This is a genomic window from Streptomyces sp. SDT5-1, assembly GCF_052245995.1.
Lineage (GTDB): Bacteria > Actinomycetota > Actinomycetes > Streptomycetales > Streptomycetaceae > Streptomyces.
In genome coordinates this window covers 1,692,928-1,718,742 of sequence record NZ_CM125963.1, presented here as the reverse complement: position 1 = coordinate 1,718,742, position 25,815 = coordinate 1,692,928, and the positions used below count along the sequence as shown (strand labels likewise).

Sequence of the window (25,815 nt, the reverse complement as noted above, 5' to 3'; positions counted from 1 at the left end):
GTAGACATCTCTGTTCCTCAAGGAGCGTCACTCACATGTCCACCCTCAGAGCCCGTCACGCCGCCCTCATACCCGCCGTCGCCGGAGCGCTGCTCCTCAGCGGCTGCGGCGGCGACGGCGGCGACGACGCCGACAGCGCCGCGAAGGCCGGATCGGCGGCGAAGACGCGGCAGCTCACCGACGCGCAGGGCCGCAAGGTCGAGGTGCCGAGCGACCCCAAGAAGGTCGTCGCGCTCAGCGAACCCACCCTCGACGCGGCGCTCGCCCTCGGCGTCGAACCGGTCGGCACCACCGCGGGCCGCGGCCAGAAGGGCGTGTCCTCGTACCTCGCCGACAAGGCGGCCACGTCGAAGGTCGTCGCGTCCGTCGCCGAGGCCGACATGGAGAAGCTCGCCGCGCTCCAGCCCGACCTGATCCTCCTCGACGAGACGACCGGCGCGAAGAAGTCGGTCGCCAAGCTCCAGGAGATCGCGCCGACCGTCGTCACCGCGAAGCTCAACGAGGACTGGAAGAAGGCCTTCACCGACACGGCCGACGCCCTCAACAAGAAGTCCGACGCCGAGAAGTGGCTCGCCGACTTCGACACCCGGGTCGCCGCCACCAAGAAGGACCTCGGCAAGAACGCCGGCGCCTCCGTCTCCGTCATCCGCTGGCAGGACGGCGCCCCCTCCGTCGTCGGCAAGGGCGCCGGACACGTCGGCTCGACGCTCAAGGCGCTCGGCATGGACCGCCCGAAGGACCAGCAGGGCGCGAGTACGGGGCACAGCGAACCCGTCTCCCTGGAGAAGCTCTCCACCATCGACGGAGACTGGCTGTTCTTCGGCGCCCTCGGCAGCGAGGACGACAGCGAGAAGGCCTACGCCGAGGCCCGGAAGGTCACCAACTTCGGCAAGCTGAAGGCCGAGAAGGACGGGCACGTCGTCGTCATCGACGGCTCCGCCTGGAACAGCGCGGGCGGCCCGCTCGCCGCGCGCACCGTCCTCGACGACATCGAGGAGGCGCTCGCCAAGTGACTTCCCCGACCACAGGCCAGGACCTGGCCGGCCGGCTCGCCCTCGTCACGGGGGCGGGCCGGGGGATCGGCGCGGCCGTCGTCGCCGCGCTCGCCGCCCGCGGTGCCCGCGTCGTCGCCACCGACCGCGACGCCGACGCCGTCGCCGAGACCGCCGCCCCGTACGCCGAGGGGCAGGTCGTCGCCCGTCCCCTCGACGTCACCGACGCGGCCGCTGTCGACACGCTCGTCGCCGACACCGAGGACACCGTCGGCCCCCTCGACATCGCCGTCAACGTCGCCGGCGTCCTGCGCGGCGCACCCGTCGTCGACCTCACCGACGAGGACTGGGCCGCCTGCTTCGCCGTCAACACCAACGGCGTCCTGCACGTCTCCCGCGCCGCCGCCCGGCGGATGACCCGGCGGGGGAGCGGCAGCATCGTCACCGTCGCGTCCAACGCCGCGGGAATCCCCCGGCAGGGCATGGCCGCGTACGCCGCGTCGAAGGCGGCCACCGCGATGTTCACCAAGTGCCTCGGCCTGGAGGTCGCCCCGCACGGCGTGCGCTGCAACACCGTGTGCCCCGGCTCCACCCTCACCGACATGCAGCGCGGCATGTGGGAGACGGGCGCGGGCGAACGCTCCGTCATCGAGGGCGACCTCGCCGCGTACCGCACCGGCATCCCGCTCGGGCGCATCGCCGAGCCGGAGGACGTCGCGGAGGCGGTCGCGTTCCTCGCGTCCGACCGGGCGCGGCACGTCACGATGCAGGACCTGTACGTCGACGGAGGCGCCACCCTCCGGGGGTGACCGGGTGCCCGTTCCCCCCGTCGCGGGGCTCCGCCCCGGACCCCGCTGCTCAAACTCCCCAGACTTCGTCCGGGAAACCCCCAAGGGGCTTTTCGTACCCCACTTTTGGAGACCACCCATGACCACGGTCGTCAGTCCTCGTGTGCCCGAAATCGTCTCGCCCGGATCCGCCACCGCGCTCCTCGACGCGTACCTGCCCGCCACCGACCGGTTCCTCGCCACCCCGCACCGCACGCTCCTCGGGCGTGGTGTCGTCGCCGAACTCCCTTACAGAGATGGGGTGTTGAGTGCGCGCGTGCGGGCGCTGCTCGACGCGCGGCGGCGCGGCGGGGATCCGGACCCCGTCGTCATGGGCGCGATCCCGTTCGCGCCCGACGCGAGGCCCGCGCTCGCCGTGCCGGAGAGCGTGCGGTGGGCGGCGCCGCTGCGGGAGGATCCGCTCATAGCCCTGCCAGTGGCGCCGGTCGACCTGGAGTGGGCGATGCGCGAGGTGCCGGAGCCGGAGGTGTACGGCGCCGCCGTCGCCGCGGCCGTCGACCGGATGAAGGCCGGCGAGTTCGACAAGGTGGTGCTCGCCCGCACCCTCGAACTGACCGCACGGCGCGCCCCGGACCTGCCCGCCATGCTGCGCCGCCTCGCCCGCCGCGACCCGGCCGGCTACACCTTCGCGGTGCCCAGCGCCCCCGGCCGCACGCTCATCGGCGCCAGCCCCGAACTCCTCGTGTCCCGCACCGGAGCCACGCTCACCGCCAACCCGCTCGCCGGTTCCGCGCCGCGCTCCGCCGACCTCGCCGAGGACGTGCGCCGCGCCGCCGCGCTCCTCGAATCGGCGAAGGACCTGCACGAGCACGCCGTCGTGGTGGACGCCGTGCGCGCGGCCCTCGCCCCGTTCTGCCGCACCATCGACGTACCCGCCCGCCCCACCCTCGTACGCACCGCCGCCATGTGGCACCTGTCCACGACCGTGACCGGGGAACTCGCCGACCCGGGGCGCATCACCGCCCTGGACCTGGCCTCCGCCCTGCACCCGACCCCGGCCGTCTGCGGCACCCCCACGGACCTCGCACGGCGGGTCATCGCGGAGTCCGAGCCCTTCGACCGCGGCGCCTACACCGGCATGGTCGGCTGGCAGAACGCCGAAGGCGACGGCGAGTGGGTCGTCACCATCCGCTGCGCCGAGGCCGAAGGCAATCTGCTGCGCCTGTTCGCCGGCGCGGGCGTCGTCGCCGAGTCCTCGCCCGAGGCGGAGACCGCCGAGACCGGCGCCAAGTTCCGTACGTTCCTGAACGCCGTGGGAGCCACCCTGTGACCGCCGCCGACTCCCTCACCCCCGGCGTCGACGCGCCCACCTGGCCCGCCGAGTTCGCCGAGCGGTACCGCGCCGCCGGGTACTGGCGCGGCGAAACATTTGGCGGCGTCCTGCGCGAGCGGGCCGCGAGCCATCCGGACCGGGTCGCCCTCGTCGACCCCGCGCCGCAGCGGCGCACCTGGACGTACCGCCAACTCGACGAGCGGGTCGACCGGTTGGCCGCCGGGTTCGTCGCGCGCGGCATCGGCAAGGGCGACCGCGTCGTCGTGCAGCTGCCGAACGTCGGCGAGTTCGTCGAGGTCGTCTTCGCCCTGTTCCGCATCGGCGCGCTGCCCGTGTACGCGCTGCCCGCGCACCGCGACAGCGAGATCACGTACTTCTGCTCCTTCACCGAGGCCGTCGCCTACGTGATCCCCGAGCGGCACGCCGGGTTCGACCACCGGGCGCTCGCGAGCAAGGTGCGGGCCGAGGCGCCGAGCCTGAAGCACGTGTTCGTCGTCGGCGGCGATCCCGGTGAGCACACCGCGCTCGATGACGTGCCGCACGAACCGGTCGCGTTGGACGGGCCCGAGCCGCATCAGCTCGCCTTCCTCCAGCTCTCCGGCGGCACCACCGGACGGCCCAAGCTCATTCCGCGCACCCACGACGACTACCTGTACTCGCTGTGGGGCTCGAACGAGATCTGCGGCGTCGACGCCGACACCCGCTTCCTCGTCGTGCTGCCCGCCGCCCACAACTACCCCATGAGCAGCCCGGGGTGGCTCGGTGTGCTGTACGCGGGCGGCACCGTCGTGCTCTCGCCCGCGCCCGACCCCGAGACCGCGTTCCCGCTCGTCGAGAGCGAGCGGATCACCATGACCGGGCTCGTCCCGCCGCTCGCCCTCGTCTGGACGGACTCCGCGGCCGGCACCGCCCACGACCTGTCGACCCTGGAACTCGTCCTCGTCGGCGGCGCGAAGTACAGCGAACAGGCGGCCCGCCGCCTCGAACCCGCGCTCGGCTGCCGGCTCATGCAGGTCTTCGGCATGGCCGAGGGACTCGTCAACTACACGCGGCTCGACGACGATCCCGAGACGGTCGTCGCCACCCAGGGCCGCCCCATCTCCCCGGACGACGAGGTGCGCGTCGTCGACGACGCCGACCAGGACGTCCCCGACGGCGACTTCGGGCATCTGCTCACCCGCGGCCCGTACACCGTCCGCGGCTACTGGCGCGCCCCCGAGCACAACGCCCGCTCCTTCACCGCCGACGGCTTCTACCGCACCGGCGACATCGTGCGCCGCACCCCGACGGGGCACCTCGTCGTCGAGGGCCGCGCCAAGGACCAGATCAACCGGGGAGGCGAGAAGATCGCCCCCGAGGAGATCGAGAACATCCTCCTCGCCCACCCCGCCGTGCACGACGTCTCCGTCGTCGGCGTCCCCGACGAGTACCTCGGCGAGCGCTCCCTCGCGTACGTCATCCTGCGCGCGGACGCCGCACCGCTGAGGCCCGTCGCCGTGAAGCGCTTCGTAAGGGAGCGGGGCGTGGCCGCGTACAAGGTCCCCGACCTCGTCGAATTCGTCGACGCCTTCCCGCAGACCGGCATCGGCAAGATCAGCAAGAAGCATCAGCGGTCCGCCGCCGAGCAGCACTGAGAGGTTCACCCCCACCATGGCCCTGCCCGCCATCGCCGCCTATCCGCTCCCCACCCCCGACGAGCTGCCCGCGAACCGCGTCCCGTGGACCGTCGACCCGGCCCGCGCCGTGCTGCTCGTCCACGACCTCCAGCAGCACTTCCTCGCCGCGTACCCGCAGGACGAACAGCCGTTGACCGGCATGCTCGACAATGCCGCGCGCCTGCTGAAGGAGTTCCGGGCTCTCGGCGTGCCCGTGTACTACTCCGCCCAGCGCGGCGGCCAGACACCGGAGGAGCGCGGGCTCCAGCTCGACTTCTGGGGGCCCGGCGCCGCCGACGACCCGGCCGCCCTCGCCATGCCGGACGCCGTCGCGCCCCAGGACGGCGACACGGTCCTCACCAAGTGGAAGTACAGCGCGTTCGTCCGCACCGAACTCGAGCACCTGATGCGGGAGTCCGGCCGCGACCAGCTGGTGATCGTCGGCGTGTACGCGCACATCGGCGTCATGATCAGCGCCGCCGACGCGTGGATGCGGGACATCCAGGCGTTCGTCGTCGCCGACGCCGTCGCCGACTTCGGCCGCGAGGACCACGACATGGCGCTGCGCTGGGCCGCCGGCCGCTGCGCCGCCGTCACCACCACCGACCGGCTCATCGAGGAGGTGCGCGCCGCATGACCACCCTCACCGTGCAGAAGATCCGCGAGGACGTCGCCGACTGCCTCGGCGAGGACCCCGCCGACATCCCCGTCGACGAGAACCTCGTCGACTACGGGCTCGACTCCGTACGCGTCATGACCCTCCTCGAGCGCTGGCGCAAGGACCACGGCGTCGAGGCGTCCTTCGTCGACCTCGCCGAGCGGCCCGCCGTCGAGGCCTGGGCCGAGCTCCTGGGGGTGGTCGCCTCATGACCGCCCTCATCGGCGCGCCCACCTCCGTCGGCGACCTCGTCCTGCCGCTCACCGCCGCCCAGTCCGGCATGTGGTTCGCGCAGGCCCTCGACCCGCTCAGCCCCGCCCAGAACACCGCCGAGTACCTGGAGATCGACGGCGAGCTCGACCCGGACCTCTTCGCCGCCGCGCTGCGCCGCGTCGTCACCGAGGCCGACGCGCTGCGCGTCCGCGTCGAGGACACCCCCGACGGGCCGCGCCAGCGCGTGTGCGGCAGCGTCGACCTGCCGTTGACCGTGCGCGACGACCTGAGCGAGGCCGAGGCGCTCGAGTGGATGCGCGCCGACCTGGCCGCGCCCTGCGACCTCGCCGCGGGACCGCTCTTCGGTCACGCCCTGTTCCGGGTGGGGGAGCGGCGCTGGCTCTGGTACCAGCGCATCCACCACCTCGTCATCGACGGCTTCGGCTACTCGCTGCTCGTGCGCAGGACCGCCGACGTCTACACGGCCCTCGTCCGCGGCGACGATCCGGGACCCCGCCCCTTCGAGACCCTGGCCGACCTGCTGGCCGTCGACGCCGAGTACCGCGCGTCCGACGCGTACGCCGCCGACCGCGCGCACTGGGCCGAGGCGTTCGCCGACCGCCCCGAGGCGCCGCGGCTCGCCGGACGCGGGGCCCTGCCGTCCCGCACCTTCCGCCGCCGCACCGCACGGCTCGCGCCCGGGACCACCGAGCGGCTCAAGGAGCTCGCCGCCCGCACCCGCGCCACCTGGCCCGACGTCCTCATCGCCGCGCAGGCCCTCTACACCTCCCGCGCCACGGGCCGCTCCGACGTCGTGCTCGGCCTGCCGATGATGGGCCGCATGGGCTCGGTCGCGCTGCGCGTCCCCGGCATGGTCATGAACGTGCTGCCGCTGCGCCTCACCGTCACCCCCGACAGCACGTTCGCGGAGCTCGTCCGCCAGGTCGTCCTCGGCGTCCGCGCGGTGCGACGCCACCAGCGGTACCGGTACGAGGACATCCGCCGCGACCTCGGCCTGCTCGGCGAGAGCCGCGGCCTCGTCGGGCCCCTCGTCAACGTCATGCCGTTCGACTACGGCACCGAGTTCGCCGGCGCCCCGGCCCGCGCCCACAACCTGTCGGCGGGCCCGGTCGACGACCTCACCGTCAACATCTACGACCGCGCCGACGGCCGCGGCCTGCGCATCGACCACGACGGCAACCCGGCGCTCTACGAGGACGAGGACCTGGCCGCGCACCAGGCCAGGTTCCTCGACCTCCTCGGCCGGCTCGCCGACGCCGACCCGCACGGACCGCTCGCCGCGCACGGCATCGCCACGCCCGCCGAACTCGCCCTCGTCCTCGACGAGTTCAACCGCACCGAGCGGGCCCTGCCGCCCACCACCCTCATCGGCCCCATCGAGGCCCAGGCCGCCCGCACCCCCGACGCGACGGCCCTCGTGCACGACCGCACGGTGCTCACGTACGCGCAACTCAACGCCCGCGCCAACCAACTGGCCCGCCACCTCCAGAAGCTCGGCGCCGCGCCCGGCGGGCTCGTCGCCGTCTCCGTGCCGCGCTCGGCCGAGCTGATCGTGACGCTGCTCGCCGTGCTCAAGTCCGGCGCCGCGTATCTGCCGCTCGACCCCGACTACCCCGAGCAGCGCCTCACGTACATGCTGCGGGACGCCGCCCCCGTCTGCGCCGTCACCGACACCGCCGACCGCCTGCCGGCCGACGCAGGCACCCCGCTGGTCGCCCTCGACGGACTCGACCTCTCCGCGTACGCCACCGTGGACCCGGCCCGCGCGCTGACCCCCGCCCACCCGGCGTACGTCATCTACACCTCCGGGTCGACGGGGAAGCCGAAGGGTGTCGTCGTCCCGCACTCCGCGATCGACAACCGGCTGCGCTGGATGCAGCACACGTACCGGATCGGCGCCGCCGACGTCGTCCTCCAGAAGACACCGTCGTCGTTCGACGTGTCGGTGTGGGAGTTCTTCTGGCCGCTGCGCGAGGGCGCCACGCTCGTCGTCGCCGCACCGGGCGGCCACAAGGATCCCGCGTACCTGGCCCGCCTGATCCGCGAACAGGCCGTCACCACCTGCCACTTCGTGCCGTCGATGCTCCAGGTGTTCCTCGCCGAGCCCGCCGCGCCCGCCTGCGCGGGGGCGCTGCGGCGCGTCTTCTGCAGCGGTGAGGCCCTGCCCCGCGAGACGGCGAACGCCTTCGCGCGCACCCTCCCCGGCGTCGCGCTGCACAACCTGTACGGCCCGACGGAGGCCGCGGTCGACGTCACGTACCACGCCTGCGAGCCGTCCGCGTCCGGGCCCGTGCCCATCGGCCGCCCGGTCTGGAACACCCGCCTGTACGTCCTCGACCCTGCCGGGCAGCCGTGCCCGCCCGGCATCGTCGGCGAACTGCACCTGGCGGGGCGGCAGTTGGCCGACGGCTATCTGAACAGGCCCGAGCTGACCGCCGAACGCTTCGTCCCCGACCCCTTCCGCGGCGGCCGCATGTACCGCACCGGCGACCTCGCCCGCTGGACGGAGCACGGCGAGGTCGAATACCTCGGCCGCACCGACCACCAGGTCAAACTGCGCGGCCAGCGCATCGAACTCGGCGAGATCGAGGCCGAGCTGGCGGCGCGGGAGGGCGTCGACGGGGCGTGCGCGCTCGTCCTCGACGACCGCCTCGTCGGCTATGTCACCGGAACCGACGTCGACCCTGCGGCCGTCCGCGCCGCGCTCGCCCGGACCCTGCCCGAGCACATGGTGCCGACCGCGATCGTGCCGCTCGACGCGTTCCCGCTCAGCCCCAACGGCAAGCTCGACCGCCGCGAACTCCCGGCCCCCGTCTTCGGCGCGAGCGATGACACCAGGCGCCCCGCCGGCCCCCGCGAGGAGACCCTCACCCGCCTCTTCGCCGAGGTCCTCGGCGTCGAAGGAGCGGGCCCCGACGACGCGTTCTTCGACCTCGGCGGCACCTCCCTGCTCGCCGTGCGCCTCGTCCACCGGGTCCGCGAGGAACTCGGCGCCGACCTCACCATCGGCTCCCTCTTCGCCTCGCCCACCCCCGCGGCCCTCGCCGCCCGCATCGACGACGCGTCGCCGGTGTCCGCCGACGCACTCGGCGTCGTCCTCCCGCTGCGCCGCGAGGGCACACGCCCGCCGCTCTTCGCGATCCACCCGGCGGGCGGAATCTCCTGGTGCTACGCGGGCCTCACCGCACGTCTCGGCCCGGACCAGCCGGTGCACGGCATCCAGGCCCGCGGCCTCACCTCCGACGACCCGCTGCCCGGCACCCTGTGGGAGCAGGCGGCGGACTACGTCGACGAGATCCGCCGCATCAGCCCGCACGGCCCCTACCGGCTGATCGGCTGGTCCGTCGGCGGCATCCTCGCGCACGCCGTCGCCGTACTGCTCCAGGAGGCGGGGGAGACGGTCGAACTCCTCGCGCTGCTCGACGCGTTCCCCGCCGAGCAGTGGCGCGAGCGCCCCGCGCCCGAGGAGGGCGACGCCCTCACCGCCGTGCTGCGCATGGCCGGCTTCGAACGCACCGACGAGGCCTGCCGTGAGGACGTCCTCGCCACGCTGCGCAAGGCGGGCAGCCCTCTCGCCGGGCTCACGGACGCGACGCTCTCCCGGATCGTCGACATCGTCCCCAACCACGCCCGCATGATGCGCGCCCACACCCACCGCCGCTTCGAGGGCGACGCCCTGTTCTTCACGGCGGCCGCCCCGCGCCCCGAGGACTGGCTCACCCGCGAGGCGTGGCGCCCGCACATCACCGGACGCATCACCAACCACGACCTGCCCTGCACCCACCCCGAGCTGCTCAGGGAGGAACACGTGGAACGGATCGCCGAGGCGCTCTCGGCCCGGCTCGCGGAGTCGGACGGCTGACGGGCGCGTAGCCTGCGGCCGGTGACCGACACCGAACGCGAACGCCTGCGCCGCACCTTCACCCAGGAAGCCGAGCGCTACGACCGCGCCCGACCCGGCTACCCGCCCCGGATGTTCGACGACCTCCCCGGGGCGGGGCCCGGCTGCCGCGTCCTCGAGATCGGCTGCGGCACGGGCAAGGCGACCGTGCCGCTCGTCGAACGGGGCTGCCGGGTCGTCGGCGTGGAACTCGGCGCCGAGATGGCCGCCGTGCTCCGCGACCGGCTCCCCGGCACCACCGTCCACGTCGTGGCCTTCGAGGACTGGCCGCTGCCCGCCGAACCCTTCGACCTCGTCCTCGCCGCGACGTCCTTCCACTGGATCGACCCCGCCGTCCGCGTCGCCAAGAGCGCGGACGCGCTGCGCCCCGGCGGCACCCTCGCCACCGTCTCCACCCACCATGTGGCGGGCGGCACCGAGGACTTCTTCACCGAGGTCCAGCGCTGCTACGAACGCTTCGACCCCACCACCCCGCCCGGCCTCCGCCCCACCCCCGCGGCCGACATCCCGCACGACAGCCAGGAGGCCCCGAACCGCACGGTCGACCAGCGCACCACCGCACTCCCCGGCGCGGACCGCTTCGAAGCCCCCGTCTTCCACCGCTACGAACGCGACCTGACGTACACCACAGCCGCCTACCTCGACCTCCTCCAGACCTACTCCGGCACCCTCGCCCTGCCCCCGAAGCTCCGCGCGGCCCTCCTCGACTGCATCGCCTCCCTCATCGACACGCGCTACGGCGGCACCGTGACCAAGCGCTACCTGACGGAACTCCGGCTCGCCACAAGACGGGCGCGCTGACGGCGTCCGGGTGTCGCCGGATGTCGCCGGGTGTCACCGGCATTGCAAGGTCGTGAAGCGGTGCCGGACCTCCTTGACCAGGTCAACGGCGGCTGGACAAGCTCCTGTTGGCACCAAGCCGGCACTCCCGCCCCCACCCGCCCAGTGAAGGGGTTCCCGCCATGACGTCCACCGCAGCCACCGTCACCGCAGCCACCGAGGTCACCGTCGAGAAGGTCGGAGGGCGGCTCGGCGCCGTCGTCTCCGGGGTCCGACTCGGCGGCGACCTGGACGAGGCCGCCGTCGCCGCCGTCCGCGCCGCGATCCTCGAGCACAAGGTCGTCTTCTTCCGCGACCAGCACCACCTCGACGCCGACAGCCACGAGGCGTTCGCCCGGCTCCTCGGCACCCCCGTCGCCCACCCCACCGTCCCGTCCGTCGACGGCCGCTACGCCCTCGGCATCGACAACGAGCACGGCGGGCGAGCCAACCAGTGGCACACCGACGTCACGTTCGTGCCCGCCTAGCCCGCCTTCTCCATCCTGCGCGCCGAGGTCGTCCCGCCGTACGGCGGCAACACCCTCTGGTCGAACACCGCGGCCGCCTACGCCGAACTCCCCGAACCGCTCCGCGCGTTGGCCGACAGCCTGCGCGGCGTGCACACCAACGACTACGACTACGCGGCCGCCCGCCCCGACGCCCCTTCCACGGCGCTCGAACAGCACCGCAAGGTGTTCACGTCGACCACGTTCAGGACCGAGCACCCCGTCGTGCGCGTGCACCCGGAGACCGGCGAACGCACCCTGATCCTCGGCAACTTCCTCCAGAAGCTCACCGGGTTCGACGCCCGCGACTCCCGCGCCCTGATCGGCGTCCTCCAGTCGCACGTCGAGCGTCCCGAGAACACGGTCCGCTGGCAGTGGCGCGTCGGCGACGTCGCCATCTGGGACAACCGCGCCACCCAGCACTACGGCGTGGACGACTCCGACGCCCACACCCGCACCCTCCGCCGCGTCACCGTCGACGGCGACGTCCCGGTCGGCGTCGACGGCCGCCGCTCCACCCTGCTGGCCCCCGACTCCGTCCCCGAGCCCGGCTACGGCATCGCCTCCGGCGCCTCCACGGACGGCGTGAGCGCCGAGGCGTAGGAAGGAACGCGGCGGATCAGCCGAGGCGCGGGATCTCGATCGCCGGGCACTTGTCCATCACCATGGCCAGACCGGCCTCCCGCGTCCGCTCGTACGCCGCCTCGTCGACGACCCCGAGCTGGAACCACACGGCCTTGGCGCCGATCGAGGCGGCCTCGTCGGCCACCGGGCCCGCGAGGTCGCTGTTCACGAAGACATCGACCACGTCGACCGGGAACGGGATGTCCGCGAGCGAGGCGTACCCCTGCTCGCCGTGGACGGTCTCCGCCTTCGGATGCACCGGCACGATCCGCTTGCCGAACCGCTGCAGCACCTCGGCCACCCCGTACGCGGCGCGCGCCCGGTTCGACGACAGGCCGACGACGGCCCAGGTGTCACCGCTCTCCGTGAGGATCTTGCGAACCGTGTCGTGATCGCCGTACATGGTGGCCTCCTAGGGGCGGATCGTCTCTGCGTACGGGTAACTCCGCACGCGCCGCGAGGATTCCTAGCCGACGTGGACCCGGGGCCGGCGCGCCGGGTCGGGTTCCGCGCGGCGCAGGACCTCGCGGGTCACCGGGGCCACCTCGCCGTCGCCGAACACCAGGAAGCGGAGCAGGTGGCCGAGGGGGTGGCCCTCGGTCCAGTTGAAGTAGGCGTGCGGGACGCCGCCGGTGCGCTCGCGCAGATCCATCAGGACGGCGGCGGCCGTGTTCGGGACGCCGGGGCCGCGCACCCGCAGCCGCCGCACGCCGTGCTTCTCGTCGCCGTGCACCAGCAGGTCCTCGGTGAAGTCGGACGAGTCCTGCACGAACACCTCGAGGAACAGCACCCGGCCGTCCTCCGGCATCGGCGTGTCCTCGCGCTGGCACCGTTCCTTCGCCCGGTAATCCTCCGCCGTCTCCTCGTGCGGCTCGTTCGCGATGATCCGCAGTGGTCCCCGCGCCGCCGCCTCGTCGATCAGCCGCAGCGCCGTGTCGTCGTACGAGACCGCGCCCGCGCGCAGCTCGAACGCGCGGTGGACGCGGGAGGCGAAGGAGGTGATCAGGATCGCCGCGATGAAGATCAGCGCGATGCGGATGCCCTCGGGGCGCTCCACGACGTTCGTGACCAGGGTGTACGCGAACACCGCGGTGATCGTCCCGAAGCCGATCGTCGCACCGCGGTGCCCGTACCGGTGGACCGCGGCCGTCGACGCGAACGCGGCCGACAGCATCAGGACGAGGACACCGGTGGCGTACGCGCCGGACTGGTCGTCGACGTTCGCGTTGAACCACAGCGTGATCACGACCGCCGCCGCCATGAACGTCAGCACCAGCGGCCGCACCGCCCGCGTCCACTCCGGCGCCATCCCGTAGCGCGGCAGATAGCGCGGCACCAGATTGAGCAGCCCCGCCATCGCGGAGGCCCCGGCGAACCACAGGATGCAGATCGTCGACACGTCGTACACCGTGCCGAAGCCCTCGCCGAGGTAGGCGTGCGCGAGATACGCGAGCGCCCGCCCGTTCGCCGAGCCGCCCGACTCGAACTCGTGCTGCGGGATCAGGATCGTCGTGGCCAGGCTCGAAAGGAGCAGGAACCCGCTCATGATCAGCGCGGCCGTCGTGAGCAGCCTGCGCGTCTCCCGGATGCGCCCCTTCGGCCGCGCGTACGTGTCCGCGGAGTCGCCCTTCACCTGCGGCATGACCGCGACCCCGGTCTCGAAGCCGGACATGCCGAGCGCCAGCTTCGGGAACACGAGCAGCGCGACGCCGATCATCACGAACGGCGAGGAGTGCTCGGCCGTCATCGCGTCCCACCAGTTGCCGATCTTGACCGGCTCCGTGAACACATGCACGGCCGCCGTGATCAGCACCACGACGTTCAGCGTCAGATACGCGCCGACCAGCAGCACGGCGACCCGGATCGCCTCCCGGAACCCCTTGAGGAACACCGCGCCGAGCGCCGCGAGCAGCGCCAGCGTGATCCAGGTGTTCGCCCCGTGCAGGGAACTCGGCGCGAACGGGTTCTCCACGACGTGCGCCGCCGCGTCCGCCGCCGAGAGCGTCATCGTGATCATGAAGTCGGTCGCGGCGAAGCCGAGCAGCACGAGCACGAACAGCTTCCCCGCCCACCACGGCAGCAGCCGCTCCAGCATCGCGATCGAACCCTCGCCGTGCGGCGACTCCTTCGCGACCCTGCGGTACACCGGCAGCGCGCCGAGCAGCGTCAGCGCGATCAGGACGAGCGTCGCAAGCGGCGACAGCAGGCCGGCGGCGAGCGCCGCGATGCCCGGCTGGTAGCCGAGCGTCGAGAAGTAGTCGACACCCGTCAGACACATCACACGCCACCACTTGTGGCCCTTGTGCTCCTCGGGAGCGTGCCCGTGCGGACCCTGATGGCGGGCCGTCTGCTCGCTCAGCCCCTCCAGCAGCCACGACCGCCAGCGGCTCGTGGAGGCGGCGGAGGTCTCGGCCGGAATGCCGGTCATGTGCGGGTGCTTCCTGTCGGGCGGCTCTCAGGGACGACGAGCGAGTATCCATCACATCGTCACCTGTGCACCGGGCGGGGGCGAGCCCGGCGCCACCTGCGCATACGCTGGTCGGATGCAGGACGAGTACCGCACGGTGGCCCGCGAGGGCGTGCACGAGACAGAGATCAGCCGCTCCCGGTTCCTGTGCGCGCTCGCGCCCGCCGCGACCGAGGAGGAGGCCCAGGCCTTCGTCGCGCGCGTCCGCAAGGAACACCCGACGGCGAACCACAACTGCTACGCGTACGTCATCGGGGCCGACGCCTCCGTCCAGAAGGCCAGCGACGACGGCGAGCCGGGCGGCACCGCGGGCGTCCCCATGCTCCAGATGCTCACGCGCCGCGACATGCGCTACGTCGTCGCCGTCGTCACCCGCTACTTCGGCGGCGTGAAGCTGGGCGCGGGCGGCCTCATCCGCGCCTACGGCGGCGCGGTCGGCGAGGCCCTCGACGCGCTCGGCACGGTCACCCGCCGCCGCTTCCGCCTCGCCACGGTCACCGTCGACCACGCCCGCGCGGGCAAGATGGAGAACGACCTCCGCGCCACGGGCTGCGAGGTCCGCGACGTCCAGTACGGCGCCGCCGTCACGATCGAGATCGGCCTCCCCGAGTCCGACGTGGACCGCTTCCGCGGCTGGCTCGCGGACGCGACGGCGGGCACGGCGAGCTTCGAACTGGGCGGGGAGGCGTACGGGTGAGCCGAGGGAGCGCCTGCGGCGGTTGAGCAGCGGGGTCAGGGGCGGAGTCCCGAGACGTCAGAACGGCCGACCGCGACACGTTAGCCTCGTTCCCCATGAGGCTGCTGCACACGTCCGACTGGCACCTGGGCCGCTCGTTCCACCGCGTGAACATGCTCGACGCCCAGGCCACCTTCATCGCCCACCTCGTCGACACCGCCCGTGAGCGGGACGTCGACGCCGTGGTCGTGTCGGGCGACGTCTACGACCGCGCGGTCCCGCCCCTCGCGGCCGTCGAGCTGTACGACGACGCGCTGCACCGCCTCGCCGACCTCGGCGTGCCCACCGTGATGATCTCCGGGAACCACGACTCGGCCCGCCGCCTCGGCGTCGGCGCGGGACTCATCGGGCGGGCCGGCATCCATCTGCGCACGGAACCGGCGCGCGCGGGCGAGCCGGTCGTGCTGCCCGACGCGCACGGCGACGTCGCCTTCTACGGGCTGCCGTACCTCGAACCCGCCCTGGTCAAGGACGAGTTCGGCGTCGCGAAGGCGGGCCACGAGCAGGTGCTCGCCGCCGCCATGGAGCGCGTACGGGCCGACCTCGCGACGCGCCCCGCCGGCACCCGGTCCGTCGTCCTCGCGCACGCCTTCGTGACCGGCGGCGCGCCCAGCGACAGCGAGCGGGACATCACGGTCGGCGGCGTCGCAGCGGTCCCCTCCGGGGTCTTCGACGGCGTCGACTACGTGGCACTCGGCCATCTGCACGGCAGCCAGGTCATCGCCGACCGGGTCAGATACTCGGGCTCACCCCTCCCGTACTCGTTCTCGGAGACCGACCACCGCAAGAGCATGTGGCTCATCGACCTCGACGCCGACGGCGCGGTCGGCGCCGAGCGGATCGACTGCCCCGTGCCGCGGCCCCTCGCCCGGATCCGCGGCGACCTCGACGACCTGCTCGCCGACCCGGACCTCGCATGCCACGAGGAGTCCTGGGTGGAGGCCACGCTCACGGACGCGGTCAGGCCCGACGACCCCATGGCCCGTATCGCCGAACGCTTCCCGCACACCCTCAGCCTGCTCTTCGACCCGCGCCGCACGGACGAAGACGAGCCGGACGCCACCTACGCCGAGCGCCTCAAGGGGCGTGACGACCACGAGATCGCGGAGGACTTCGTGACCCACGTCAGGGGCACAGGGCCCGACGACAGCGAGCGGGCGGTGCTGCGGGCCGCCTTCGACGCGGTGCGCGCGGACGACGTGGTGCGCGAGGTGGCGCGTTGAGGCTGCACACCCTCACGATCACGGCGTTCGGACCCTTCGGGGGGACGCAGCGGGTCGACTTCGACGAGCTGTCCGCGGCGGGCCTCTTCCTGCTGCAAGGACCGACCGGCGCCGGCAAGACCTCCGTCCTCGACGCGGTCTGCTTCGCGCTGTACGGGTCCGTGCCCGGGGCCCGGCAGAGCGGCAGCGGCCAGGGGCAGAACCTGCGCAGCGACCACGCCGAACCGGGCGTGCGCACCGAGGTGTCGCTCGACCTGACGGTGGCGGGCCGCCGCCTCGAGATCACCCGGCAGCCGCCGTTCCTGCGCCCCAAGAAGCGCGGCACAGGTTTCACCACGGAGAAGGCGCAGAGCTGGCTGCGCGAGTACGACGCCGTGGCCGGGGCGTGGAAGGACCTCAGCCGCTCCCACCAGGAGATCGGCGAGGAGATCACGCAGCTGCTCGGCATGAGCAAGGACCAGTTCTGCCAGGTGGTCCTCCTTCCGCAGGGCGACTTCGCGCGGTTCCTGCGGGCCGACGCGGAGGCGCGCGGCAAGCTGCTCGGTCGGCTCTTCGACACGCACCGGTTCGCGGCGGTGGAGCAGCGGCTCGCGGAGGACCGCAAGGCGGCGCAGAAGCAGGTGGCCGCGGGGGACGCGGAGCTGCTGGCTGACGCGCACCGTATGCAGCAGGCCGCCGGTGGCCTGGTGGAACTGGACCCGGTCGACCTGGCACCCGGCGACCCGGGCCTGGCCGACGCCGTCCTGACGTGGGGGGCCACGGCCCGCTCGACCGCCCGCGAACACTTCACGCACGCCCATCTCGCCCTGGACGCCGCCGAGTCGGCGCGGATCGCGGCGCAGCGCGCACTGGCCGAGGAGACGGAGACCCACCGCCTCCAGCTCCGCTTCGCCCAGGCCCGCGAGCGTGAGGCGGCCCTGGCGGACCACGCGGACGAGCACCGCGCCCTCCAGTCCCGCATGGACCGCGCCCGCAAGGCGGCAACGGTGGAACCGGCCCTGGCCCTCCGTGAAGAATCCGACACGGCCCACCGCACGGCCTTGGAGGAGGACCGCAGGGCACGGCGTGAGCTGGGGGAGGCGTGGCCGGGCAGCAGTGACGTCCCCGTGTCGCCGGAGGCGCTGTCGCAGGCCGCGCGGCGTGTCGCGCAGGAGCTCGGGGGACTGGACGCGGCGCGGCGGGCGGAACGGCGGCTCGCCGAATTGACGCGGGAGCGCGCCGAACTCGACCGTGAGGAGCGCGCCGACGCCGAACTCCTCGCCGACACCGAGGGCTGGCTCGACGGCTGGGAGGCCCGCCGCGCCGAGCTCCAGGCCCGCGTCGACGAGGCCCAGGACGCCGCGACCCGCGCCGAACACCTCGCGGGCCAGCTGGAACCGGCCCGCAAGCAGGCCCGCGCCGCCGTCGACCGCGACCGGCTCGCCGAGCGCGTCGAGACCGCGGACGCCGACGCGTTGCGGGCCCGTGAGCGCTCGGCGACCGCCCACGAGCACTGGCTCGGCCTCAAGGAACGGCGCCTGCGCGACGTCGCCGCCGAACTCGCCGAGGCCCTCGCCGACGGCGAACCCTGCACCGTGTGCGGCGCCACCGAACACCCCGCACCCATGCGGAAGTCCGAAGGCCACGTCGACCGCGCCGCCGAGGAGGCCGCCCTCGCCGCCTACCGCGCCGCCGACGAGCGCCGCGCCGAGGCCGAGCGCGCCCTGGGCGACGTACGGGAGGAACTGGCGGCGGCGAAGGCGGCGGCGGGCGACGCGCCGGCCGCGCAACTCGCCGACGCCGTCCGTGATTTGGGGGAGCGACACGCCGAGGCGCACGCCCTCGCGGCCACCGCGCACGCGGCCCGCGAGGCCCTCACGAGGGAGCAGAGCGAACACGACCGGCGCCTCGCCGCACGGCAGGAGGCGGCGCAGCGCACCGCGGCCCGCGCCTCCCTGCGCGATGCGCTCGACCGCGAACAGGCGAGCCTGGAAGGGGAGTTGGCGGACGCGCGCGGCGGGGCCGAGAGCGTCGAGGCGCGCGCGGCCCAACTGGAGCGCCAGGGCGCGCTGCTCACCGAGGCCGCCGACGCGGCCCGCGCCGTCGAGGACACGGCCCGACGCCTCAAGGAGGCGGAGGGGCGACTCGCCGACGCGGCGTTCCGCGCCGGGTTCGACACGCCGGAGGCGGCGGCCGCCGCGCTGCTCGACGACGCGCACCACCGGGAGCTGCAGCACCGCATCGACGCCCGGCAGTCGGAGGAGGCGGCCGTGCGCGCCGTGCTCGCCGAGGAGGACACCGCGGCGGCCGCCGCCAGGCCCGCGGCCGACGTGACGGCGGCCGAGTCCGCCGCGCGGGCGGCCGACACGCGCGTACGGGCGGCGGCCTCCGCCCGCGACGCCGCGCAACGCCGCTGCGCCGAACTCGACCGGCTCTCGCGGCGCGCCGCCACCGAGGCCCGCCGCCTCGGCCCGCTGCGCGAGACGTACGACCGGGTGGCCCGCCTCGCCTCCCTCGCGGCCGGAACCGCTGCCGACAACGAGCGCAAGATGCGTCTGGAGTCGTACGTACTGGCCGCCCGCCTGGAACAGGTGGCGGCCGCGGCGACGGCCCGCCTGCGCCGGATGTCGTCGGGCCGCTACACCCTCGTGCACTCCGACTCCCTCGCGGGACGCGGCCGTTCGGGCCTCGGCCTGCATGTCGTCGACGCGTGGACCGGCCGCGAGCGGGACACGGCGACGCTCTCCGGCGGCGAGACCTTCTTCGCCTCCCTGGCCCTGGCGCTCGGCCTCGCCGACGTCGTCACGGACGAGGCGGGCGGCGTCCGCCTCGACACCCTCTTCATCGACGAGGGCTTCGGCAGCCTCGACGACCAGACCCTCGACGAGGTCCTCGACGTCCTCGACTCCCTGCGCGAACGCGACCGCAGCGTCGGCATCGTCAGCCACGTCGCCGACCTCCGCCGCCGCGTCCACGCCCAACTGGAGGTCGTCAAGGGCCGCGAGGGCTCGGTGGTGCGCCAGCGAGGGGCGGATGCCGGATAGCGGGGCGCGCGGTGGACGCCGACGAGATCGCGCTGACCTACGACGACGCCGCGTGGGCGCGTGCCCGTGAACTGGCGCGGGAGGCCCTCGTGGTCGAGGGGCCGCCCGTGGGCCGTCAGTGGCCGATCGGGCGGCGGGGCAGTGGTGAGGAGTAGACGACGCTCGTCGTCACCGAGCCGAGGGCGCCGATGCGGCCCGAGACCTCTTCCAGGTGCCGCATGGAGCGGGCCGCGACCTTGATGACGAAGCAGTCGTCGCCCGTGACGTGGTGCGCCTCCAGGATCTCCGGGGTCGCCTCGACGAGGTCGTGGAACGGCTTGTAGTTGCCGTTCGGGTAGCGGAGGCGGACGAAGGCCAGGATCGGGAGGCCGAGGCGTTCGGGGACGACCACCGCCGTGTACCCGGCGATCACGCCGGCCTCCTCCAGCCTGCGGACCCGCTCGGTCACGGCGCTGGGGGACATCGACACGGTCCTGGCCAGCTCCGCGTAGCTGGCGCGGCCCTCGTCCTGGAGGGCCTGGAGGATGCGCCAGTCCGTGGCGTCGGGGACGTAGGGGGAGGCGGGTGTGGAATCGGCGGCCATGTGGGACAGATTGCCGGGGAATCCCCGGTCCGGCAAGGGAGTTCCCGTGGATCGGGCCTTCAGGTGCCGGCCCCGTGACCGTAGATTTTCGGGCATGACCACCACCACGTACGCCTCGCCCTCCGCCGCTGCCGCCTACTTCGGCGCGAGCCTCGCCTTCCACACGGACGTGTCGGACGTCGCCGCGGCGCTCGCCTCCGGCGGCGACCCCGGGTTCGTCCTGATCGACTCCCGGTCCACGGAGTCGTGGGACCAGGGGCACATCCCCGGCGCGCTGCACCTGCCGACCGCGCTGATCGCGGAGCAGGCGGAGCGGCTGCTCGACAGGTCCGTGCCGGTGGTCACGTACTGCTGGGGCCCCGGCTGCAACGGCGCGACCCGCGCCGCCCACGCCCTCGCCCAACTCGGCTTCCAGGTCAAGGAGATGCTCGGCGGATTCGAGTACTGGGCACGGGAGGGATTCGCCTACGAGACGTGGGAGGGCCCCGCGCGGCGCGCCGCCGATCCGCTGACGGCGCCCCTGGAGGCGGAGAGCTGCGGCTGCTGATCGGGCCGCGTCGAAAAGGACGGGCGGCGGCACGCACGGGTTGGCATGATGCGCCGCATGCCCAGAATGCCTCACCCCACCCCCGCCGAACTCCGCCGCGACCCGCACCCCCTGCGCGGACGCACCGCCCTCGTCACCGGTGCCAGCCGGCGCGGCGGGATCGGGTTCGCCGTCGCGAGGAGGCTCGCCGCGTACGGGGCGAGCGTCTATCTGCACCATCATGTGGCGCACGACCAGGAGATGCCGTGGGGCGCCGACCGGCCCGACGAGGTCGCCGCCGCCGTGCGGGACGCGCGCGGTGACGACGAGGCCGTCGTCGTCCACGGGCCCGCGGACCTGACCGCGCCCGACGCGCCCGCCCAGCTGATCAGGGACGCCGCGGACGCGCTCGGCGGCCGGCTCGACATCGTCGTCGCCAACCACGCTCTCAGCGGCTCCGACGGCACGCTCGACACGATCGACGCCGCGATGCTGGACGCGCACTGGGCCGTGGACGCCCGCTCCGTGGTGCTGCTCGTCCAGGCCTTCGCCCGGCACCGTGCCGCCGTCCCGGACGAGCCCGGAGGCCGCGTCGTCATGATGACGTCGGGGCAGGACATCGCCGACGGCATGCCCGGCGAGATCGCGTACGCCCTGCAGAAGGGCGCACTCGCCTCCATCACCCGCTCCCTGGCCACCACCCTCGCGCCGCGGTGCGTGACGGTGAACACCGTCAACCCGGGCCCCGTGGACACGGACTACATGGACGGCGAGGCGTACGACGCGATCGCCGGCCTGTTCCCCGCCAAGCGCTGGGGCATGCCCGACGACCCGGCGCGGCTCGTCGCGTGGCTGTCCACGGACGAGGCCGCGTGGATCACCGGGCAGGTCATCGACTCGGAGGGCGGCTTCCGCCGCACCCTCGTGTAGCCGCTACAGCTTCGACAGCTCGTCCACCAGGTCGTCCAGGCCCAGCGAACCCTGCGAGAGGGCCGCCATGTGCCACGCCTTCGCGTCGAAGGAGTCGCCGTGCGCCGCCTGTGCGTTGGCGCGGCCGATGAGCCACGCCCGCTCGCCCAGCTTGTAGCCGATCGCCTGGCCGGGGATCGAGAGGTAGCGGGTCAGCTCGCTCTCCACGAAGTCCGCCGGGCGGCTGCTGTGCGCCCCGAAGAACTCCTGCGCGAGCTCCGGCGTCCAGCGCTCGCCCGGGTGGAACGGGGAGTCGGCGGGGATCTCCAGCTCCAGGTGCATGCCGATGTCGACGATGACCCGGCAGGCCCGCATCATCTGCGCGTCCAGGTAGCCGATCCGGGTCTCCGCGTCCGTGAGGAAGCCCAGTTCGTCCATGAGCCGCTCCGCGTACAGCGCCCAGCCCTCCGCGTTCGCCGAGACGATGCCGAGCGTCGCCTGGTAGCGGGACAGGTCACCGGCGACGTGCGCCCACTGCGCGAGCTGGAGGTGATGCCCGGGAACGCCCTCGTGGTACCACGTCGACACCAGGTCGTAGACGGGGAAACGGGTCTGGCCCATCGTGGGCAGCCAGGTGCGGCCGGGGCGGGAGAAGTCCTCCGACGGCGGCGTGTAGTACGGGGCCGCAGCGCTGCCCGCCGGGGCGATGCACGACTCCACGCGCCGCACCCGGTCCGCGAGTTCGAAGTGCGTGCCGTCGAGCGCGTCGATCGCCTCGTCCATCAGCTTCTGGAGCCACTGTCGCACCTCGTCGACACCCTCGATGTGCCGCCCCTGCTCGTCGAGGTGCGCGAGCGCCACCCACGGCGTCTCCGCTCCCGGCAGGATCTTCTCGGCCTCCGCGCGCATCTCGGCCAGCAGCCGGTGGAACTCGCTCCAGCCGTACGCGTAGGCCTCGTCCAGGTCGAGGTCCGTGCCGTTGTAGTAGCGCGACCAGCGCGCGTACCGCTCGCGCCCCACCACGTTCGACGCGCCCTCGATGGCCGGCGCGTACACGTCCCGCACCCAGTCCCGCAGTTCGACGGTCGCGGCGTCCGCGGCGACGGCGGCCTCCGTCAGCTCCTCGCGCAGCGCATCGGGGCCCGCGCCCGCGAACTCCTGGAACCAGCCCTGCCATTCGCCGAGCTGCCCGACGAACGTCTCCGTGGGACGCGGCGCCGCGTACAGCTTGCGGTCGAGGCCCAGCGCGAGCGTCTCCTGGTACCCGGCGAACGCCGCCGGAACCGCCCGCAACCGCTGCGCGATCGCCGCCCAGTCCTCGTCGGTGTCGGTCGGGGTGACCGTGAACACCTCGCGCACGCCGTGGATCGGCGAGCCGAGGTTGGAGACCTCGCGCAGGTGCTCGTCGGCGTCGTGCACGGCGAGCGCCGCGGTCAGCCGCTCGCGCAGCAGCCGGGCGCAGCGCCGCTCGACGTCGCTGTCGGCGCCGGGCTGCTGCTCCGCCTCGTCGAGCCGCGTGAGCGTCTCGCGCGCGAGGTCCGCGACGGCCTCCAGACCGGCGGGGGAGAGGTCGGGCAGCTTGCTGTGGGACTCGCGCACGCCCAGGTAGCTGCCCTCGACGGGGTCGAGGGCGACCAAGGCGTCGACGTAGGCGTCGGCGACCTGCCGGGGCAGCCGGGCGGCGGAGTGCTGTGAGCTCGCGGTGTGTGGCATGTGACACATCCTCGTACGAGTCAGGGGCCCGCGTCACCATGATTCGCCGCGGGCGGAAGCAGCGGTCCGCACTCCCACTGCTGGAAGATCAACCGGGTCTCGACGCGGGCCACTTCGGGGCGCGCCGTGAACGCGTCGAGCACGAGCCGCTGGAGGTCCGCCATGTCGCGCACGGCGACATGCACGAGGTAGTCGTCGGGCCCGGTCAGATGGAAGACGGTGCGGGCCTCGGGCAGCGCGCGCACCCGCTCCACGAAAGGGCCGACGAGCTCGCGGCGGTGCGGGCGCACCTGCACCGACAGCAGCGCCTCGAGGCCGCGCCCCAGCTTGGCCGGGTCGAGCCGCAGGACGTGCCCGAGGATCACGCCGCAGCGCCGCAGCCGGTTCACCCGGTCGAGACACGTGGACGGCGCGACTCCGACGTGCGCCGCCAGATCCCGGTAGGTCGTACGGGCGTCGTTCTGCAACAGCCGCAGTATGTCCAGGTCGACCGGATCGAGTACGACGGAGTCGGTCATCGGCCGAACGTAGCACGGGAGTTGCCCCATCGACCCCGCCCGTTGTTCAGCATGCGGGGCATGGATACGCACTGGGACATGAGCACCGCCCGCACCCGGGCCTTCGCCACCGAAGCCGTGCACGCGGGCCGCGACGATCTCGCCGCCCTCGGCCTGCACGCCCCGCCCCTCGACCTGTCCACGACCTACCCGTCGGCCGACACCCGCGCGGAGGCCGCCCGCATCGACGCGTTCGCCGCCGAGGGCGCCCTCGACGACGGACCGCCCGTCTACGGCCGCCTCGGCAACCCGACCGTCGCCCGCTTCGAGACCGCGCTCGCCCGCCTCGAAGGCACCGAGGCGGCCGTCGCGTTCGCGAGCGGGATGGCGGCGCTGACCGCCGTGCTCCTCGTACGGGGCGCCGCGGGCCTGCGCCATGTCGTCGCGGTCCGCCCGCTGTACGGGTGCAGCGACCACCTGCTCACCGCGGGCGCCCTCGGCTCGGAGGTGACCTGGGTGGACCCGGCGGGGATCGCCGACGCGGTGCGCGCCGACACGGGCCTCGTGATGGTGGAGTCGCCGGCCAACCCGACGCTCGCGGAGGTCGACCTGGCGGCCGTCGCGCACGCCTGCGGCTCGGTGCCGCTGCTCGCCGACAACACCTTCGCGACGCCCGTCCTGCAACGCCCCGCCGAGAGCGGCGCCCGGCTCGTCCTGCACAGCGCCACCAAGTACATCGGCGGGCACGGCGACGTCCTCGGCGGCGTCGTGGCCTGCGACGAGGAGTTCGCCCGCGAGCTGCGCAAGATCCGGTTCGCGACCGGCGGCGTCCTGCATCCGCTCGCCGGCTATCTGCTGCTGCGCGGCCTGTCGACCCTTCCGGTACGGGTGCGGGCCGCGTCGGCGACGGCCGCCGAACTGGCCGCGCGGCTCGCCGACGACCCGCGCGTCACCCGCGTCCACTACCCGCGGATCGGCGGCGCCATGATCGCGTTCGAGGTCGCGGGCGACCCGCACGACGTGACCGCGGGGGTCGGGCTCATCACCCCCGCGGTCAGCCTCGGCAGCGTCGACTCGCTCATCCAGCACCCGGCGTCCATCAGCCACCGGGTGGTCGCGGCGGACGACCGCAGGGCCGCGGGCGTCGTCGACAAGCTGCTGCGCCTCTCGGTCGGCCTGGAGGACGTCGAGGACCTGTGGGCGGACCTGGACCGGGCGCTCGGCAGCCGGCCCGGGTCCGCCCACGCCGTCAACGGCGCTGCTCGGCCGGGGCGTACCCGTCCTCGTGGGCGTACGGCAGCGGCGACGTCACCGGCGCCGCGTCCAGCCGGGCGGTGATCACCAGGGTGCCCTCCTCGATCTGGTAGTCGAGGGGCAGGCCGAGGCCGCGCATCGCCGCGACCATGCCCGTGTTGGCCGACCGCGTCACCGCGTACACGCTGGCGCAGCCCGCCTCGATCGCCATCGTGACCAGGCGGCCGAGGAGTTCGGCGCCGATGCCGCGGCGCTGCCAGTCGTCCTCCACGAGCAGCGCGACCTCGGTCTCGTCGCCGTCCCACAGCAGGTGGCCGAGGGCGACGATGCGGCCCGACGCGGTCTGCGCGGTGAGCGTGCGGCCGAAGCGGGGGCTCAGCAGGTGGTCGAGATAGCGGTCGGCGTCGGCGACGGGACCGTGGTAGCGGCTGGCGAGCGTGGCCTGCGAGCAGCGCTCGTGCATGGCCTTGGCCAGGGCGAGGTCGCCGGAGTCGGCGCGCCGCACCGTGATGTCGTGGCCCTCCGGCAGCGTCAGCGTGTCGCCGCCGTGCGGCACGCGGGGGCCGAGCCGGTTGTCCAGCTCGACGAGGGCGCGGGCCCGCGCGAACTCGGTCGGCGTGAACGGCAGATGGGGCCGCTCGACCACGATCACCCCGCCCTCCGGGGTGCGCAGCCGCAGCACCGTGTCGTCGAAGCCGCCCTCGACCGGCGCGTCACCGGACGCCGTGGCGGACCGGGCGGGCAGCGACCTGATCGTGCAGCGGCCGAGGAGCTGGCGCAGGGCGAGCGGGAGTTCGGCGGCGTCGAGCGCGGTGCGGGTGGCGAGGCCGAGCACCCGGGTCGGGGCGTCCACCAGGTCGTGGGCGTCGGCCCGCTCGACCCAGGTGTCGGCGCCGCCCGCGCCCGCGACGGCCTCCGTCAGCTCGGCGGCTGCCAGATCCTCGGGCGCGCGCAGCAGGAACTCGTCCACGGTGCCCTCGGCCAGCGGGTGCGTCTGGAGGCTCAGGATGTCGACCCGCCGGTGGGCGAGCACCGTGCACAGCGCCGCCAGGGAACCGGGCTCGTCCCTGACGGTCGTGCGCATCCGCCACAGCGCGCTGCTCGCCGGGTCGAGCGGCCCGGCCGCGGCCTCCTCGGCGGAGGCGGACGGCCGGGCGCCGGTATCCGCCCGCGGTGGGGCGTGCTCCTTGCGTCGTGACCACAGCAAGCGGAACCCGGCGGCGGACACCGCGAGGAGCGCCGCGGCGCAGCAGAGGACAACAGCGACAACTTGCGTCTCATTACTCATGAGTCCACTGTGCCGGACCGGTGTTGCGTGATCACAAACGCTTTGTGACCGACGGGTTAAGCGTGCTTATGTCGGATTTCGGCCAG

General features: G+C 73.7%; 21 protein-coding genes and 1 pseudogene. 16 read left to right on the top strand and 6 right to left on the bottom strand.

The features are described from left to right. Window positions 1–35 precede the first annotated feature (35 nt). The 9 genes and pseudogenes from ACTWJ8_RS08085 (at window position 36) to ACTWJ8_RS08045 (ending at window position 11,489) form a co-directional block, all read left to right on the top strand. Window positions 36–1,013 carry an ABC transporter substrate-binding protein gene (locus tag ACTWJ8_RS08085; protein WP_356383010.1) on the top strand — a complete coding sequence of 326 codons (978 nt, stop codon included), beginning with the start codon at window positions 36–38 and terminating at the stop codon, window positions 1,011–1,013. Next, window positions 1,010–1,801, top strand: a complete 792-nt coding sequence (locus ACTWJ8_RS08080; protein WP_356383012.1) for a 2,3-dihydro-2,3-dihydroxybenzoate dehydrogenase — start codon at window positions 1,010–1,012, stop codon at window positions 1,799–1,801. The genes ACTWJ8_RS08085 and ACTWJ8_RS08080 overlap by 4 nt, the downstream gene beginning before the upstream one ends. A 118-nt stretch (window positions 1,802–1,919) precedes the next feature. Next, on the top strand, window positions 1,920–3,110 hold the full coding sequence (locus tag ACTWJ8_RS08075; RefSeq protein WP_443263445.1) for an isochorismate synthase: 1,191 nt from the start codon (window positions 1,920–1,922) through the stop codon (window positions 3,108–3,110). Beyond that, window positions 3,107–4,747 (top strand): (2,3-dihydroxybenzoyl)adenylate synthase, encoded by a 1,641-nt coding sequence (locus ACTWJ8_RS08070; protein ID WP_443263443.1) that lies wholly within the window; start codon window positions 3,107–3,109, stop codon window positions 4,745–4,747. Before ACTWJ8_RS08075 ends, ACTWJ8_RS08070 begins: the two co-directional genes overlap by 4 nt. A gap of 16 nt (window positions 4,748–4,763) precedes the next feature. Next, window positions 4,764–5,405: an isochorismatase family protein gene (locus ACTWJ8_RS08065; RefSeq protein WP_443263442.1), complete on the top strand. Its 642-nt coding sequence runs from the start codon at window positions 4,764–4,766 to the stop codon at window positions 5,403–5,405. Continuing rightward, on the top strand, window positions 5,402–5,638 hold the full coding sequence (locus tag ACTWJ8_RS08060) for a phosphopantetheine-binding protein (RefSeq protein WP_356383022.1): 237 nt from the start codon (window positions 5,402–5,404) through the stop codon (window positions 5,636–5,638). Before ACTWJ8_RS08065 ends, ACTWJ8_RS08060 begins: the two co-directional genes overlap by 4 nt. Further along, window positions 5,635–9,522, top strand: a complete 3,888-nt coding sequence (locus ACTWJ8_RS08055; RefSeq protein WP_443263441.1) for an amino acid adenylation domain-containing protein — start codon at window positions 5,635–5,637, stop codon at window positions 9,520–9,522. The genes ACTWJ8_RS08060 and ACTWJ8_RS08055 overlap by 4 nt, the downstream gene beginning before the upstream one ends. Window positions 9,523–9,543: 21 nt before the next feature. Beyond that, window positions 9,544–10,362, top strand: a complete 819-nt coding sequence (locus tag ACTWJ8_RS08050; protein WP_356383026.1) for a class I SAM-dependent methyltransferase — start codon at window positions 9,544–9,546, stop codon at window positions 10,360–10,362. A gap of 161 nt (window positions 10,363–10,523) precedes the next feature. Beyond that, window positions 10,524–11,489 (top strand): annotated as a pseudogene (locus ACTWJ8_RS08045) (TauD/TfdA dioxygenase family protein). A gap of 16 nt (window positions 11,490–11,505) precedes the next feature. Here ACTWJ8_RS08045 and ACTWJ8_RS08040 read toward each other — a convergent pair. Further along, window positions 11,506–11,913, bottom strand: coding sequence for a CoA-binding protein (locus ACTWJ8_RS08040; protein WP_356383029.1), 408 nt, complete (start codon window positions 11,911–11,913; stop codon window positions 11,506–11,508). A gap of 63 nt (window positions 11,914–11,976) precedes the next feature. After that, window positions 11,977–13,938, bottom strand: a complete 1,962-nt coding sequence (locus ACTWJ8_RS08035; protein WP_356383032.1) for an amino acid transporter — start codon at window positions 13,936–13,938, stop codon at window positions 11,977–11,979. A 115-nt stretch (window positions 13,939–14,053) separates the two neighbouring features. On the opposite strand from ACTWJ8_RS08035, the gene ACTWJ8_RS08030 reads away from it, so the two are divergent. The 4 genes from ACTWJ8_RS08030 (at window position 14,054) to ACTWJ8_RS08015 (ending at window position 19,114) form a co-directional block, all read left to right on the top strand. Then, the gene (locus tag ACTWJ8_RS08030) at window positions 14,054–14,674 is read left to right on the top strand and encodes a YigZ family protein (RefSeq protein WP_356383035.1); all 621 of its coding nucleotides are present in this window, start codon (window positions 14,054–14,056) and stop codon (window positions 14,672–14,674) included. A 95-nt stretch (window positions 14,675–14,769) separates the two neighbouring features. Then, window positions 14,770–15,936: an exonuclease SbcCD subunit D gene (locus ACTWJ8_RS08025; protein WP_356383038.1), complete on the top strand. Its 1,167-nt coding sequence runs from the start codon at window positions 14,770–14,772 to the stop codon at window positions 15,934–15,936. After that, the gene (locus ACTWJ8_RS08020; RefSeq protein WP_443263440.1) at window positions 15,933–18,959 is read left to right on the top strand and encodes an AAA family ATPase; all 3,027 of its coding nucleotides are present in this window, start codon (window positions 15,933–15,935) and stop codon (window positions 18,957–18,959) included. Before ACTWJ8_RS08025 ends, ACTWJ8_RS08020 begins: the two co-directional genes overlap by 4 nt. An 11-nt stretch (window positions 18,960–18,970) precedes the next feature. Beyond that, window positions 18,971–19,114 carry a hypothetical protein gene (locus ACTWJ8_RS08015; RefSeq protein WP_443263438.1) on the top strand — a complete coding sequence of 48 codons (144 nt, stop codon included), beginning with the start codon at window positions 18,971–18,973 and terminating at the stop codon, window positions 19,112–19,114. On the opposite strand, the gene ACTWJ8_RS08010 is transcribed toward ACTWJ8_RS08015, so the two are convergent. Next, window positions 19,075–19,542 carry an Lrp/AsnC family transcriptional regulator gene (locus tag ACTWJ8_RS08010; protein ID WP_356383044.1) on the bottom strand — a complete coding sequence of 156 codons (468 nt, stop codon included), beginning with the start codon at window positions 19,540–19,542 and terminating at the stop codon, window positions 19,075–19,077. The genes ACTWJ8_RS08015 and ACTWJ8_RS08010 overlap by 40 nt on opposite strands. Before the next feature lie 94 nt (window positions 19,543–19,636). On the opposite strand from ACTWJ8_RS08010, the gene ACTWJ8_RS08005 reads away from it, so the two are divergent. Both ACTWJ8_RS08005 and ACTWJ8_RS08000 read left to right on the top strand, forming a co-directional pair. Beyond that, window positions 19,637–20,089, top strand: coding sequence for a rhodanese-like domain-containing protein (locus tag ACTWJ8_RS08005; protein ID WP_356383047.1), 453 nt, complete (start codon window positions 19,637–19,639; stop codon window positions 20,087–20,089). A gap of 57 nt (window positions 20,090–20,146) precedes the next feature. Further along, on the top strand, window positions 20,147–20,998 hold the full coding sequence (locus ACTWJ8_RS08000; protein WP_443263437.1) for an SDR family oxidoreductase: 852 nt from the start codon (window positions 20,147–20,149) through the stop codon (window positions 20,996–20,998). 3 nt (window positions 20,999–21,001) lie between these two features. Here ACTWJ8_RS08000 and ACTWJ8_RS07995 read toward each other — a convergent pair whose 3' ends face one another. Together ACTWJ8_RS07995 and ACTWJ8_RS07990 are read right to left on the bottom strand one after the other, a co-directional pair. Beyond that, a complete protein-coding gene (locus ACTWJ8_RS07995) occupies window positions 21,002–22,690 on the bottom strand; it encodes a DUF885 domain-containing protein (RefSeq protein WP_443263436.1) in 1,689 nt (562 codons plus the stop codon). A gap of 20 nt (window positions 22,691–22,710) precedes the next feature. After that, window positions 22,711–23,208, bottom strand: a complete 498-nt coding sequence (locus ACTWJ8_RS07990; RefSeq protein ID WP_356383056.1) for an Lrp/AsnC family transcriptional regulator — start codon at window positions 23,206–23,208, stop codon at window positions 22,711–22,713. Window positions 23,209–23,268: 60 nt separating this feature from the next. On the opposite strand from ACTWJ8_RS07990, the gene ACTWJ8_RS07985 reads away from it, so the two are divergent. Next, complete coding sequence (locus ACTWJ8_RS07985; RefSeq protein ID WP_443263435.1) at window positions 23,269–24,525, top strand: trans-sulfuration enzyme family protein; 1,257 nt, start codon at window positions 23,269–23,271, stop codon at window positions 24,523–24,525. Here ACTWJ8_RS07985 and ACTWJ8_RS07980 read toward each other — a convergent pair. Then, the gene (locus ACTWJ8_RS07980) at window positions 24,437–25,729 is read right to left on the bottom strand and encodes a GNAT family N-acetyltransferase (protein WP_356383062.1); all 1,293 of its coding nucleotides are present in this window, start codon (window positions 25,727–25,729) and stop codon (window positions 24,437–24,439) included. The two genes, ACTWJ8_RS07985 and ACTWJ8_RS07980, sit on opposite strands and share 89 nt — an antisense overlap. Window positions 25,730–25,815 lie beyond the last annotated feature (86 nt).